Genomic DNA, 13,408 nt, shown 5'->3' on the forward strand with positions numbered 1-13,408 from the left:
AGAGAATAGGGACAGCCAACCGCAATGGAGCGCAGATGACAACCCCCACCGAGTTGTACGAGACGCATCGCGATCTGCTCGACCGGGCGATCGAGGCCGCCCGCGAGCGGGACTACTGGTCCGCCTTCCCGGAATCGCCGAGCAAGTCCGTCTACGGTGAGGACGCGGCGCCCGCGGGCGAGCGCGCGTTCACCGCCCTGCTGGGCAAGCCGTTCCCGATCGAGGTGCCCGGCGCGTCCGGCTCGGTCTCCTCCGAGCGCTCGCCGTTCGGCCTCGAGCTGGGCGTGAGCTACCCCCGCGCCGACCCGCTCGCCCTGGTCGCGGCCGCCCGCGCCGCGACGCCGGCCTGGCGCGCCGCCGGGCCCGAGGGCCGGGCCGGGGTCGCCGCCGAGATCATCAAGCGGATCAACGCGCGCAGCTTCGAGCTCGCCCACGCCGTCCAGCACACCACCGGCCAGGCGTTCGTGATGGCGTTCCAGGCCGGCGGCACGCACGCGCAGGATCGCGCGCTCGAGGCGGTGGCGTATGCGCTGGCCGCCTCCACCCGCATGCCGCGCGACGCCGACTGGGCCAAGCCGCAGCGCGGTGCCGACCCGCTCCGGCTGGAGAAGACGACCACCGTGGTCGGCCGCGGCGTCGCCCTGGTGATCGGCTGCACCACGTTCCCCACCTGGAACAGCTATCCCGGCCTGTTCGCGAGCCTGGTCACCGGCAACCCGGTGATCGTCAAGCCGCACCCGGGCGCGATCCTGCCGCTGGCCATCACCGTGCAGATCTGCCGCGAGGTGCTGGCCGAGTCCGGGCAGAGCCCCGACCTGGTCACCCTCGCCGTGGAGGAGCCGGGCGACGGCATCGCCGCCACCCTCGCCACCCACCCCGACGTGCGCATCGTCGACTTCACCGGCTCCAGCGACTTCGGCAACTGGCTGGAGGCGAATGCGCGGCAGGCCGTCGTCTACACCGAGAAATCGGGCCTCAACACGGTGATCGTCGACTCCACCGACGACTACCAGGGCATGCTGCGCAACCTGGCCTTCTCGCTGTCGCTGTACAGCGGCCAGATGTGCACCACCCCGCAGAACATCCTGGTCCCGCGGGCCGGCATCGAGACCGACGCCGGGCACAAGAGCCTCGACGAGTTCGGCGCCGACCTGGCCACTTCGCTGGGCAAGCTGCTCGGCGACCCGAAACGCGCGGCCGGCACGCTCGGCGCGATCGTCAACGAGGGCGTGCTGGGCCGGTTGGCCGAGGCGAGCGAGCTGCCGAACGTCGTGCACGCCTCGACCGAGATCGCCGACGAGCAATTCCAGAACGCGACCATCCGTACGCCGGTGGTGGTCCGGCTCGACGCCGCCGACGACAAGACCTACACCCGGGAGTGGTTCGGCCCGGTGTCGTTTCTGATCGCCACCGACTCCACCCCGGCGAGCCTGCGGCTGTTCGTCGACACGGTCCGGGCGCACGGCGCGCTCACCGCCGCGGTGTATTCGAGCTCGCCCGAGGTGCTCGACGCCGCCCGCGAGGCCGCGCTCGACGCCGGCGTGCACCTGTCGGAAAACCTGACCGGCGGCGTCTTCGTCAACCAGACGGCGGCGTTCAGCGACCTGCACGGCACCGGCGCCAACCCGGCCGCCACCGCCTCGCTGACCGACGACTACTACGTCACCGGCCGGTTCTTCGCCCTGCAGTCCCGCCACCACGTCCCCGCCGCGGAGGCCTCGTGAGCCACCCGACGCTGCGCGCCGAGGAGCACGACGACCGGGTCGTGGTGACCCTGTCGCGTCCCGAGGCGCGCAACGCCATCAACGCGGCCATGGTCCGCGAGCTGCACGAGGTGTGCGCGGGCCTGGAGGAACGGCCCCGGCTGCTGCTGCTCACCGGCGACGGGGGCACGTTCGCGGCCGGGGCGGATATCGGGGAGCTCCGCGACCGCGGCCGCGAGCAGGCGCTGCAGGGCATCAACAGCCGGCTGTTCGACCGGATCGCCCGGCTGCCGATGCCCACGGTCGCCGCCGTCGACGGTTACGCGCTGGGCGGCGGGGCGGAGCTGGCGTATGCGTGCGACATCCGCCTCGCCTCCCCGGCGGCGGTCTTCGGCAACCCGGAGCCCGGCCTCGGCATCCTCGCCGCGGCCGGCGCCTGCTGGCGGCTGCGCGAGCTGGTCGGCGCGTCGGTCGCCAAGCAGGTGCTGCTGGCCGGCAAGCGGCTCGACGCCGAGGAGGCGCTGCGCCTCGGCCTGGTAGCCGAGATCGCCCCGCACGGCGAGCTGCTGGAGCGGGCGCACGCGCTGCTCGACCGGATGGCCCGGTCGGGGCCGCTCGCGCTGCGGCTGACCAAGCTGGTCGCCGACGCGCCCGGCGGCCACCCGATCACCGACGACCTGGCCCAGGCGATCCTCTTCGAGTCCGCCGACAAGCGCGCCCGGATGGACGCCTTCCTCGCCGGGGGCCGGTCATGACCGGCGACGTCTCGCCCGCGGTGCCCAAGACGGTCGGCGTGATCGGCGGCGGGCGGATGGGTGCCGGCATCGCGCAGGTCTTCGCCGCGGCCGGCGCGGTGGTCCACCTGGCCGAGCGGGATCCGGCGGCCGCCGTCGCCTCCCGCGATCGGGTGGCCATGGGCCTGCTGCGGGCGGCCGAGAAGGGCAGGCTCACCGAGTCGCCCGACGTGGTGCTCGACCGGCTCGTCCTGGTCGACGATGCGGCCGCGCTGCCGGCCGGCACCGGCCTGGTGATCGAGGCGGTGCCCGAGGACGCCGCCCTGAAGATCCGGGTGCTGGCCGCCGCCGAGGCCGCGGTCGGCGAGCAGGCGGTGCTGGCCAGCAACACCAGCTCGCTGTCGATCGCCGGGATCGCCGAGGGGCTGCGCCGGCCGGAGCGCTTCCTCGGGCTGCACTTCTTCAACCCGGTGCCGGCCAGCCGGCTCGTCGAGATCGTGGTCGGGCCGGCCACCGGCGACGACACCCGGTCGGCCGCGCGTTCCTGGGTGGCCGGGCTGGGTAAGTCCGAGGTGGTGGTCCGCGACTCGCCCGGGTTCGCCACCAGCCGGCTCGGCGTGCTGCTCGGCCTCGAGGCGATCCGGATGCTCGAGGAGGGCGTGGCCGACGCCGCCAGCATCGACCGGGCGATGGAGCTGGGCTACCGCCACCCGATGGGGCCGCTGCGCTCCACCGACCTGGTCGGGCTCGACGTCCGGCTGGCCATCGCCGAGCACCTGCGGCGCGAGCTGGGCGACCGGTTCGAGCCGCCCGCGCTGCTTCGGGCGAAGGTGGCCCGCGGCGAGCTGGGCCGCAAGACCGGGCAGGGCTTCTTCAGCTGGGAGGAATCATGAGCGACGTCGCCGTTGCGCCCGAGTCCGCCGGGGAGCGGGCGTTCGCCGAGACGATCGAGAAGGACCAGCGGGTCGAGCCGCGCGACTGGATGCCGGAGGGCTATCGCAAGACGATGATCCGGCAGATCGCCCAGCACGCGCACTCCGAGATCATCGGGATGCAGCCGGAGGGCGCGTGGATCACCCGGGCGCCGACGCTGCGGCGCAAGGCGATCCTGCTCGCCAAGGTGCAGGACGAGGCCGGGCACGGGCTCTACCTGTACTCGGCGGCCGAGACGCTCGGCGCCGACCGGGGCGACCTGACGCGGCGGCTGATCGAGGGCCGGCAGAAGTACTCGTCGATCTTCAACTATCCGACGCTGACCTTCGCCGACGTCGGCGTGATCGGCTGGCTGGTGGACGGCGCGGCGATCTGCAACCAGGTGCCGCTGTGCCGCAGTTCGTTCGGGCCGTACGCGCGCGCCATGATCCGCATCTGCAAGGAGGAGTCCTTCCACCAGCGGCAGGGCTACGAGCTGCTGATGACCATGATGAGCGGCACGCCGGAGCAGCGCGCGATGGTGCAGGACGCGACGAACCGCTGGTGGTGGCCGTCGCTGATGATGTTCGGGCCGCCCGACGCCGACTCGCCGAACAGCGCGCAGTCGATGGCCTGGAAGATCAAGCGGCACAGCAACGACGAGCTGCGGCAGCGGTTCGTGGACATGACCGTCCCGCAGGCCGAGGCGCTCGGGGTCACGCTGCCCGACCCGGAGCTGCGCTGGAACGCCGAGCGCGGGCGGCACGACTTCGGCGAGATCGACTGGGTCGAGTTCAAGAAGGTGATCGCCGGCGGCGGGCCGCTCAACGCGGAGCGCATCGCCCACCGGCGGCGCGCCGACGAGGAGGGCGCGTGGGTGCGCGAGGCGGCCGCGGCCCACGCGGCGAAGGCGACCAGGCGTAGGGAGACGGGCGCGTGAGCGAGGAGATCCGGCACGAGTGGCCGCTGTTCGAGGTGTTCGTGCGGGCCAAGCGCGGCCTCAACCACGTGCACGTCGGGTCGCTGCGGGCCGCCGACCACGAGATGGCGCTGCACCACGCGCGCGACCTCTACACCCGGCGCAACGAGGGGGTCAGCATCTGGGTGGTCCGCTCCGACGACGTGGTCTCCTCCGGGCCGGAGGACAAGGACGCGTTCTTCGCCCCGAGCGGCGACAAGGTCTACCGCCACCCGACGTATTACTCCATTCCCGACTCGGTTCCGCACATCTGAGGTTCGCCATGTCCTTCGCAGACGACGCCTACGGCGCGCTCACCGATCACGACGACGATGCCCGCTGGGCGTACGGCACGGGCTTCGCCGACCCGCTCGCCGGGGTGCCGACGACGGTCGCCGGCGACGTGGACCGGGCCGACCTGGCCGCGTACTGCCTGATGCTCGGCGACGACGCGCTGGTCATGTCGCATCGCCTGCAGCAGTGGGTGACCCGCGCGCCCGAGTTGGAGGACGAACTGGCCCTCGCCAACATCGGGCTCGACCTGCTCGGCCAGGCCCGGCTGCTGCTCGGCCGGGCCGGCGAGGTGGAGGGCGCGGGGCGGGACGAGGACGCGCTGGCCTATCTGCGCGACGCCGGCGAGTTCCGCAACGTGCGGCTGGCCGAGCGCGGGGACGCGGACTTCGCGCATCTGGTGGCCCGGCTGCTGGTCTTCTCCTGCTGGCGGCTCGCGCTGCTCGACCGGTTGACCGCCTCGCGCGACCCGGTGCTGGCGGCGATCGGCGCGAAGGGGGTCAAGGAGGTCACCTACCACCGGGAGTACGCGGCGCAGTGGGTGGTCCGGCTCGGCGACGGCACCGACCTGTCCCACGCTCGTATGCGGGCGGCGATGGAGGCTGTGCTGCCGTTGGCCGGCGAGCTGTTCTCGACGCACGAAATCGAGGCGCGGCTCGCGGCGGCCGGGGTGGCGGTCGACCCGGCGCTGCTGCGGGCGGAGTTCGACGAGGCGATGAACCAGGTGCTGGACGCCGCCACTTTGACCGGTTTGCCCGGCGCGGCGGCCGCCGCGCAGGGGCGGGACGGCGAGCACGGGCCGGAGCTGGGGGAGATCCTGGCCGAGATGCAGGAGCTCGCGCGGGCGCTGCCGGGGGGTGTGTGGTGAGCGCGGCCGAGGTGGTGGCTACGGTGACCGATCCCGAGCTGCCGATGGTCACGCTCGCCGAGTTGGGGATCGTCCGGGAGGTGCGGGAGACGGCCGACGGTGTGGTCGTGGCCATCACGCCGACCTATTCCGGTTGCCCGGCCATGGAGGCGATCCGGGACGACATCGTGAGTGCGCTGCGGGAGGCCGGGTTCGGGCGCGCCGCGGTGCGTACGCAATTGTCTCCGGCCTGGACCACCGACTGGATCAGCGAATCCGGCAAGGCCAAGCTCGCCGCCGCCGGCATCGCGCCGCCCGGCGCGGCACCGGGGCGGACGATCGGGCCGGTGCCGCTGGTGCTCGGCGCACGAGCGGAAGCGGTGGCCTGTCCGTTGTGCGGGCACGCGGAGAGCGAGCGGATCTCGGCGTTCAGTGCGACCGCCTGCCGGGAGTTGCGGCGGTGCCCGGCGTGCCGGGAGCCGTTCGAGCACATGAAGGAGATCTGACGTGGTGGTACGCGACTTCCATCCGCTGCGGGTCGCCGCGATCGAGCGGCTCTGCGACGACGCGGTGGCCGTCACCTTCGACGTGCCGGCGGAGCTCGCCGCGGCGTATGCGTTCCGGGCGGGGCAGTCGCTGACCGTGCGGCGGCCCGCCGACCCGGACGACGAGCGGCGCAGCTACTCGATCTGCGCGCCGGTCGGGGCGCGGCCGCGGATCGGGGTGCGCGAGGTGCCCGGCGGGATCGTCTCCGCCTGGCTGGTGCGCGACCTGCGGGTGGGCGACGCGGTGGAGGTGGCGCCGCCGAGCGGCTCCTTCACCCCGGATGTCGACGCCGGCGGCCGGCACGTGATGATCGCGGCGGGGTCGGGGATCACGCCGGTGCTGTCGATCGCGGCGTCGCTGCTGCGGGTGCCGGGGGCGCAGGTGAGCATCCTGTACGGGAACCGGCGCGCCGACACGGTGATGTTCGCCGAGGAGCTGGCCGACCTGAAGGACACCCACCCGTCCCGGCTCGAGCTGGTGCACCTGCTGTCCCGGGAGGCGCGCGAGGTCGACCTGCTCAGCGGCCGGCTCGACGCGGACAAGCTGCGCACGCTGTTGCCGATGCTGATCGACGTCGCCGCGGTCGACCACTGGTGGCTGTGCGGGCCGTTCGGCATGGTCACCGACGCGATCGACGTCCTGCAGGAGCGGGGTGTGCCGGCCGAGCGGATCCACCGGGAGCTGTTCTGGGTCGACGAGATGCCGCCCGAGCCGCGCCGCGAGGACCGTGGGATCGAGGGGCCGAGCAGCGAGGTCACCGTGGTACTCGACGGGCGGGCCAGCACGGTGACCGTGGCCGAGGGCGACACCGTGCTCGAGGGTGCGCAGCGGGTGCGGCCCGACCTGCCGTTCGCCTGCAAGGGCGGGGTGTGCGGGACGTGCCGGGCCCGGGTCACCGAGGGCGAGGTGACGATGCGGCGGAACTTCGCCCTGGAACCGGCCGAGCTGGCGGCCGGGTTCGTGCTGACCTGCCAGTCGCTGCCGGCGAGCCCGAAGCTGGAGGTGACCTTCGACGAGTGACGATCCCCCGGAGCAGGAGTGAGGGTGGCCGCCGGGAACGCCCCAACAACGTCCCCGGCGGCTTGGGCGGCAGGCTACCCCGGTGTTGTGGATCTCGGCTACCGCACGAAGGTCCTCAGCGGATCGGCGAACGGGGGAGGACCTGGGTCGCTCCCTCGGCGGTGGCCCGCGTCTCGGCGGTGCCGGGTGCGAGGTTGGCGCACAGGACGACCGAGGCACCCACCGACAGCGGGGCGAGCAGCCACATGAGCGGCTGAGTCGAGGCCGTCGTGAGATCGATGAGCACACGGTCGCCGCGCCGGATGCCCTGGGAGGCGGCGACTTCGAGGGCGACGGCTTCGTACTCGCCGAAGGCCGATGCTGCCCGCAGGTTCGAGGGCCAGGCCGGCGGGGCGGCGCCGAGGTGCGGGCGGACCGCCGTCAGGAAGTCGCGGTAATCCGGCGGCACGTCGGCGAGCGGCGAGCCCGGCCCGAGCGCGAACTGGTGCCGAGCCGAGGGAACCTCGTCGATCCAGCTGCCGACCCGGCGCCGTTCCACGAACGTCGCCTCGAACGGACCCGCCGGCGCCCACTCGGGGAACGACACCGCCATGCCGGCCGACCAGGCGCCGAGCAGGACGACCGCGGTCTGCCAATGCGGCGGGAGCAACACGGCGACCAGGTCGCCGGGCGCCAGCCCGCACTCCTCGGTGAGCAGCGCCGCCGTGGCCGCCGACCATTCGCCGACCTCGGCCGCGCCCAGCCCGACCCGCTCGCCGGTCGCGTCGTCGCAGTAGACGAGCAACTCGGTCATGCCGGGCCCTCGCCGGTGGCGTGGGCGGGCGACTCACGGAAGTGCCACTCGGCCATGCCGGGCACCCTATCGAGGGTCAGGCGGCCATGCCCAGGCGCAGCTCGCGGATCTCCTTGGTGTAGCGGGCCAGCAGGTGCACCGTGCGCGGGCCGGCCACGCCATCCGGCTCGAGGCCGACGCGCTCCTGGAACGTGCGCACGGCCTCCTCCAGCGACTCGCCGACGGGCACGCCGACCTCGGTGAGCAGGGGGCGCACAATTTCCGGATCGGCCGGCGGCGGCGCGTCGGACCAGCCGATCAGGCCACCGACGGCGGTACCGACCACGCTGAGCATTCCTCGTGCGGACATCTCGGCCTCCTTCGTGGGGGAGCTTCAAGCTTCCCCACGAAGGCTGTGCCGCACATCTGACCACGGTCTCGGGTTACTGAGCCGGTTCTCCGACTTTCGGCCGACCCGGGCAGGCGGTGGAGCGGGCCAGCGTCACCAGTTTCCGGGCATCGGCGGCGGTCACATCCTCCGCGCCGATCTCGCCGGCCACGGCGGTGTCGGTCTTTCCGGCCTCGAGGCCCGCGCAGGCCTGTTCGCCGAGCGCCTCCACCTCCTCGTCCCTTCGGTCGAGGGCCACGCCGGGCAGGTCCCGCTGCACCGCGGCGACGAACCGGTCGAGTCCGGCGTCCCCGCTGCCCGCATCGCCGGCCGGCGACGCTGTCCGGGGCGCGGGCGAGGCGTGGCGAGTCCTGGTTGCCGCGGCTTTCGCCGACGTCGTCGTCCTTTCCGGTACGGGGTTGAGCACCGTCACCGCCGAGGCGACCGGCACGGGCGCGGCCGTGGTCCTGCCCGGCGCCCCGCAGCCGGCCGTCGCCAACAGCGCCGCGATCCCGGCCAGCACCCCGATCCGGCCCAGCACCCCGATCCGGCCCAGCACCCCGATCCGGCCCAGCACCCCGATCCGGCCCAGCACCCCGGTCCGCCTCATCGCCCGGCCTCCGCGGAGTCGTCGCCGCAGACCGGCAGCATGGCGGTTTCCCGCCGGTCGGTCCGGCGCCCAGCGGGATAGACCGGCATGAGCGCGGTGTCGCGGCCGGTGACCGCGCCGAGCCGAGTGGGCGGCGGGGCCACACCGGCGGCGGGCGAGCCGGTCGGCCCAGCGGCAGGTGAGCCGGTCAGGCCGGCGGCGGGCGACCCGATCGGCCCGGCGGCGGGCGACCCGATCGGCCCGGCGGCGGGCGACCCGGTCGGCCCGGCGGCGGGCGACCCGATCGGCCCGGCAGTGGGCGACCCGGTCGGCCCGGCGGCGGGCGACCCGATCGGCCTGGCAGCGGGCGACCCGGTCGGCCCGGCGGAGAGCGAACCGGTCGGCCCGGGCGCGGGTGCGCGAGGCGGCAACGGCACCGCGACGGTGGCAAAACGGGCGAAAGTCACCCGGCGACCCTAGGCCCGCGCCGTCCGGCCGCGCCCCGGCTCGCCCACCGGCGGGTGGTGACGCGACCCGACCGGGTGATCCACCGCATACAGCGAACCCACAGAGCGCTCACCGGTGGCCGACAACTTCCCGGGCAACTGTTGATTCACCAGCCCACGGAAACGAGGCGTCGCCATGACCGACCTGATGACCCGGCCCACCGAGCAGAGCGACGACGCGTACTCCGGCGACCGGCACGACTGGACGATGCCCCCGCCGCCGCCCGCGCCCCCGTACGCGATCCCGCAGTCCCCCGGCGGCAACCACTGGCCGCGCCGGATAGCCGGCGGCGCCGTGGTGCTCGCGCTGGTCGCCGGTGGCGGCACGGCCGGCGGCGTGCTGGCCGAGCGGTACCTCGCCGGCCACGCCACCACGACCACCAGCAGCGTCGCCACCGACGCCAACGCGACGGTCACCGACGGCGACAGCCTGGCGAGCGTGGTGAAGGCGGTGCAGCCGAGCGTCGTCACCGTGACGGTGGACGGCGCCCGGTCCGAGTCGCTGGGCTCGGGCGTGGTCATCAGCTCGGACGGGCTGATCCTCACCAACAACCACGTGATCGACTCGGAGGGGACGGTCAGCGTGCGGTTGTCGAGCGGCCAGACCGTACCCGCGAAGGTGGTTGCCACCGACACCACCAATGACCTGGCGCTGGTGCAGGCGACCGGGTTGTCGGGCCTGACCCCGGTGACCTTCGGCACCAACTCCAGCGTGGCGATCGGCGACACCGTGCTCGCCTTCGGCGCCCCGCTCGGCCTGGAGAACACGGTCACCTCCGGCATCGTCTCGGCGGTCGACCGCAGCGTCGACACCGGCACCGAGAAGCTGTCCGGCCTGATCCAGACCGACGCCGCGATCAACGAGGGCAACTCCGGCGGCGCGCTGGTCGACACCTCCGGCCACGTGATCGGGATCAACGTCGCGATCGCCACCGCCGGCCAGAGCGACAGCGGCAGCATCGGGGTCGGCTTCGCGATCCCGTCCGACACCGTCACCAAGGTGATCAGCCAGCTGAAGAGCCAGATCCAGTGAGCCACCGGCGTGGCCGCCGTCTTCCCCCGTGGGCGGCGGCCACGCCGGTTCCCGTCAGCCGAACCATTGGGCCAGCGCGGCCCGCAGCGAGTCCTGATCCGGGTGTTCCGACGACGACGTCCACGCCACGATGCAGTCCGGCCGGACCAGCATCGCGGTCGCTCCGGGGACCGGCGCGGTCACCACGTCGACCCGGTCGCGCCACGGCGCGGCGACGGCGGCCAGGGTGCCGGTGTTGTCGACCAGCAGCGGCCGGCCGGAGTGCGTCAGTTCCCCGAGATCGGGCACGAACCGGCGGTCGGATCCGGCGATCAATTCGGCGATCCGCCGCCGCACCGCCGGCTCCTCCAGCAACTCGCCGAAGAGCGTACGCATCGCGGAGACCTCGGCCCCCGGACCGACCAGCAGGTGCTGCGCCTGGGTGTGCATGGTGACCCGCTCGCCGGCCGGCCGCCGCTCCGCCTCGTACGTGTCGAGCAGCCCCTCCGGCGCCCACCCGTGTACCGACGCGGCGAGTTTCCACGCGAGGTTCACCGCATCCTGCAGGCCCAGGTTGAGCCCGGGGCCGCCGATCGCCGAGTGCACGTGCGCGGCGTCACCGACCAGGAACACCCGGCCCGCCCGGTAGTGCTCGGCCAGTCGCGTCTGCCCGCCGCTGAGCCGGCGCAGCAGGTGCGGCCCGTCGCCGGCCGGCGGCCCGAGCGGGATGTCCACACCGAAGACGTGCGCGGACGCGGCCCGCAGGTCGGCGAGGTCGAAAGGTTCGGCACCCTCGGGCAGGTCGAACGTGTTCACGCTGAGCAGCGTCCGCCCGTCCGGGAACGGGGCGAAGGCGATGAGCCCTCGCTCGGCGCGGTGGTGCAGGAACGGCGGGATCACCCCGTAGCCGGGGACGAGCAGGCCGCCGGTGACCGGATCGCGCCAGGACGGGGGAACCGTGACGTGGGCGGTCCGGGACACCGTACGGTCGCTGGTGAAGCCCGGGAAGTCGATGCCGGCCAGTTTCCGGACGAGGCTCTTCCCGCCGTCGGCGCCGACCAGATAACGGGCCTCGATGTCGTCCGAGCCGTCGACCGAGACCACGATGGAGTCGTCTTTCTGGGTGAACCCGGTGACCGAGTGGCCGCGCCGGATTTCCACGCCGAGTTCGAGGGCCCGCTCGGCCAGCACCGCCTCGATCCGCCGCTGCGGCACCAGCACCGTGTAGACCGGATTGTCGGCCAAGTCCGCCAGCGGCAACGGAAACGCCGCGAACATGTACTGCGGCACCGGCACCGGCGGCGACGGGTCCCCGGTCAGCCGCCCATACAGCCCGCGCCGGTGGAACAGCTGGACGACCTGCCCGGCCATCCCGTTGGCCCGCTGCTCGCCGGTCGGTTCGGTCAGCTTCTCGAGCACCACGGCCCGGAGCCCGGCCAGTGCCAATTCGCTCGCCACCATGAGCCCGTTAGGGCCGCCGCCGGCGATCACCACGTCGAAATTCATCGCAGAATACCCCTTCGATGGGCGTGACTCACCCGCCGCCATTTCTCGCGGGCAGCCATTCCGATGAGGACAAAGTGTTAGTGGATGGGTGGCGGCAGGCCCGCGGAAACCTGCCGCATCGCGTCGCGGACGACGTCTTCCAGGTCGCGCCCGGTCGCCATGAACGCCGAACTCGCCACGTTCTGCGCCGCCAGCACGGTGGCGGCCACCAGGTGCGGATACATCTCGGTCTCCGAGTCGGTTCCGGTGCGCTCCGCGATCGCCGCCGCGAGCGCGTCCTGAGCCTGTGCCCCGGCCCGCAATGTCTCGGCCTGGATGGCCGGCACCTCGAGCATGAGCCGCAGACCCGCCGCCCATTCGTCCCGGTCGGGGCGTGGCTGCGCGGTCACCTCCGGACCCGGTCGGTGCTGATCGATCAGCGCCTCGGTGAGCGCCTCCCACAGCGGCTCATCGGCCGGACGCTCGCGCAGCGCCTCGGCCATCCGGTGGATCCGGTCGAGGTGGCGGGACGCTACCGCCTCGGCCTTGCTGGCGAAGTAGTTGTTGAACGTGCGGGGTGAGACGCCGGCCGCGGCGGCGATGTCCTCGACCAGAACCTTGTCGTAGCCTCGCTCGACGATCAGCCTGATCGCCGCCCAGCTCAGCGCCGCGCGAGTCGCCAGCTTCTTCTGCTCTCTCAGCCCCACGCCGCCACCGTAGCAAAAAGTGCGGGCCCCGCAAAGATGCGTGCCCCGCAGTTTTCTCAGCATGTCCTCAGGAGGACATCGGATCCGGCGGGCCAACACGGGAACTCTTCACGTCAGTCGCGCCTCCGCAGTGTTCCCATCGGGTCTGGCGGTGGCGAGGCCGGACCCTGCACTCGGTGTGGCCCCGGCCTACCACGTCGGTAGGTGGCCGTGAGCCTATGAAGATCGTAGATCTGTGGTGAGGCGTTCCCGGAGGGCGGGTGTGGTCCGATCAGAACGTTTCCCACGCCAGCGCTGGATCTAGCGTTGTCGGGTGATCGAAATCCTGGACGACCGCGGTGTGCTTGTCCGACCCGACTCGACCCGACCCGACCTGGACCTGGCGACATTGAGCCTTGCTGGTGTGCCCTTCGGAGCGGATGCCGCTGACAGTGTTCCCCGACACCAGATCACTGAGGCAAGCTCCTCGATTGTCCGCCGCTCGACCAGCCGCACCGACCAGGTTCCCGAGTACTTCGCGGCGGATGACCGAAGGCTGACCCTCGACGAAGTGATCGACAGCGCCCTCGGGGACGGCGGCATGGTGCATTCCCAGGCAACTTCAGCTACAAGATCGTAGGGTCGCTGATCGTCGGGTTCGCGTTCTACGGTGCCGACCGCGGCCATCTGGCCCACTTCGGTTATCTGCGGTCCTATGAGCAGCTCCTCCTCACGTTTGGGACAGCGGACCGGGCCGAAGAATCACGGGCCTACGGTGATCTCTTGGGACGCCGCAACTACTACTGGCATCCGCGGAAACTCATGTATTGGAGTGCCAGTGATGAAGATGGAACTGGTTGCCTCTCCTCGATCGGTCTTGGCTGACTATCCCGGCACCACTGACCCCGAATAGGCGCAGTCGCGCCGGTCCGCGAACGCCTCCGCCCTTCGGCAGCTCA

At 72.6% G+C, this 13,408-nt stretch carries 16 protein-coding genes; 11 read left to right on the plus strand and 5 right to left on the minus strand.

Translation table 11 applies throughout. From position 1 onward, the window contains the following. Nucleotides 1-35 precede the first annotated feature (35 nt). From paaN to paaE, 8 genes are read left to right on the plus strand one after another with little or no spacing between them, the layout of a single operon-like run. Nucleotides 36-1,724, plus strand: coding sequence for a phenylacetic acid degradation protein PaaN (gene paaN, locus IH26_RS0106565; protein WP_030435205.1), 1,689 nt, complete (start codon nucleotides 36-38; stop codon nucleotides 1,722-1,724). Next, entirely contained in the window at nucleotides 1,721-2,458 is a 738-nt protein-coding gene (locus IH26_RS0106570) for an enoyl-CoA hydratase/isomerase family protein (protein ID WP_030435206.1), read from the plus strand. The genes paaN and IH26_RS0106570 overlap by 4 nt, the downstream gene beginning before the upstream one ends. After that, a complete protein-coding gene (locus IH26_RS0106575; RefSeq protein WP_030435207.1) occupies nucleotides 2,455-3,330 on the plus strand; it encodes a 3-hydroxyacyl-CoA dehydrogenase family protein in 876 nt (291 codons plus the stop codon). The genes IH26_RS0106570 and IH26_RS0106575 overlap by 4 nt, the downstream gene beginning before the upstream one ends. After that, nucleotides 3,327-4,289 carry a 1,2-phenylacetyl-CoA epoxidase subunit PaaA gene (gene paaA, locus IH26_RS0106580; RefSeq protein WP_030435208.1) on the plus strand — a complete coding sequence of 321 codons (963 nt, stop codon included), beginning with the start codon at nucleotides 3,327-3,329 and terminating at the stop codon, nucleotides 4,287-4,289. The genes IH26_RS0106575 and paaA overlap by 4 nt, the downstream gene beginning before the upstream one ends. Next, nucleotides 4,286-4,582 (plus strand): 1,2-phenylacetyl-CoA epoxidase subunit PaaB, encoded by a 297-nt coding sequence (paaB, locus tag IH26_RS0106585; RefSeq protein WP_245664966.1) that lies wholly within the window; start codon nucleotides 4,286-4,288, stop codon nucleotides 4,580-4,582. Before paaA ends, paaB begins: the two co-directional genes overlap by 4 nt. An 8-nt stretch (nucleotides 4,583-4,590) precedes the next feature. Beyond that, nucleotides 4,591-5,466, plus strand: a complete 876-nt coding sequence (gene paaC / locus IH26_RS0106590; protein WP_030435210.1) for a 1,2-phenylacetyl-CoA epoxidase subunit PaaC — start codon at nucleotides 4,591-4,593, stop codon at nucleotides 5,464-5,466. Then, nucleotides 5,460-5,951, plus strand: coding sequence for a 1,2-phenylacetyl-CoA epoxidase subunit PaaD (gene paaD, locus IH26_RS0106595; protein ID WP_030435211.1), 492 nt, complete (start codon nucleotides 5,460-5,462; stop codon nucleotides 5,949-5,951). The genes paaC and paaD overlap by 7 nt, the downstream gene beginning before the upstream one ends. 1 nt (nucleotide 5,952) lies before the next feature. Next, entirely contained in the window at nucleotides 5,953-7,011 is a 1,059-nt protein-coding gene (gene paaE / locus IH26_RS0106600; protein ID WP_030435212.1) for a 1,2-phenylacetyl-CoA epoxidase subunit PaaE, read from the plus strand. Between the two features lie 115 nt (nucleotides 7,012-7,126). On the opposite strand, the gene IH26_RS0106605 is transcribed toward paaE, so the two are convergent. The 3 genes from IH26_RS0106605 to IH26_RS0106615 form a co-directional block, all read right to left on the minus strand. Continuing rightward, nucleotides 7,127-7,804, minus strand: coding sequence for a TIGR03089 family protein (locus IH26_RS0106605; protein ID WP_051807625.1), 678 nt, complete (start codon nucleotides 7,802-7,804; stop codon nucleotides 7,127-7,129). Nucleotides 7,805-7,880: 76 nt separating this feature from the next. After that, the gene (locus IH26_RS0106610; protein ID WP_034213933.1) at nucleotides 7,881-8,153 is read right to left on the minus strand and encodes a peptidoglycan-binding protein; all 273 of its coding nucleotides are present in this window, start codon (nucleotides 8,151-8,153) and stop codon (nucleotides 7,881-7,883) included. A gap of 73 nt (nucleotides 8,154-8,226) precedes the next feature. Then, nucleotides 8,227-8,781 carry a DUF732 domain-containing protein gene (locus IH26_RS0106615; protein ID WP_030435215.1) on the minus strand — a complete coding sequence of 185 codons (555 nt, stop codon included), beginning with the start codon at nucleotides 8,779-8,781 and terminating at the stop codon, nucleotides 8,227-8,229. 87 nt (nucleotides 8,782-8,868) lie between these two features. On the opposite strand from IH26_RS0106615, the gene IH26_RS62010 reads away from it, so the two are divergent. Next, the gene (locus IH26_RS62010) at nucleotides 8,869-9,240 is read left to right on the plus strand and encodes a hypothetical protein (RefSeq protein WP_157437076.1); all 372 of its coding nucleotides are present in this window, start codon (nucleotides 8,869-8,871) and stop codon (nucleotides 9,238-9,240) included. 162 nt (nucleotides 9,241-9,402) lie between these two features. Next, complete coding sequence (locus IH26_RS0106630; RefSeq protein WP_030435217.1) at nucleotides 9,403-10,299, plus strand: S1C family serine protease; 897 nt, start codon at nucleotides 9,403-9,405, stop codon at nucleotides 10,297-10,299. Nucleotides 10,300-10,353: 54 nt separating this feature from the next. On the opposite strand, the gene IH26_RS0106635 is transcribed toward IH26_RS0106630, so the two are convergent. Together IH26_RS0106635 and IH26_RS0106640 are read right to left on the minus strand one after the other, a co-directional pair. Further along, entirely contained in the window at nucleotides 10,354-11,784 is a 1,431-nt protein-coding gene (locus IH26_RS0106635; RefSeq protein ID WP_030435218.1) for an FAD-dependent monooxygenase, read from the minus strand. A 77-nt stretch (nucleotides 11,785-11,861) separates the two neighbouring features. Continuing rightward, nucleotides 11,862-12,470 (minus strand): TetR/AcrR family transcriptional regulator, encoded by a 609-nt coding sequence (locus tag IH26_RS0106640; RefSeq protein WP_030435219.1) that lies wholly within the window; start codon nucleotides 12,468-12,470, stop codon nucleotides 11,862-11,864. Nucleotides 12,471-12,783: 313 nt separating this feature from the next. Here IH26_RS0106640 and IH26_RS0106645 point away from each other — a divergent pair, with 313 nt between their 5' ends. Continuing rightward, nucleotides 12,784-13,089, plus strand: a complete 306-nt coding sequence (locus IH26_RS0106645; RefSeq protein ID WP_030435220.1) for a hypothetical protein — start codon at nucleotides 12,784-12,786, stop codon at nucleotides 13,087-13,089. Nucleotides 13,090-13,408: the final 319 nt, after the last annotated feature.

The sequence above is a fragment of the Actinoplanes subtropicus genome, from assembly GCF_000721705.1.
Lineage (GTDB): Bacteria > Actinomycetota > Actinomycetes > Mycobacteriales > Micromonosporaceae > Actinoplanes > Actinoplanes subtropicus.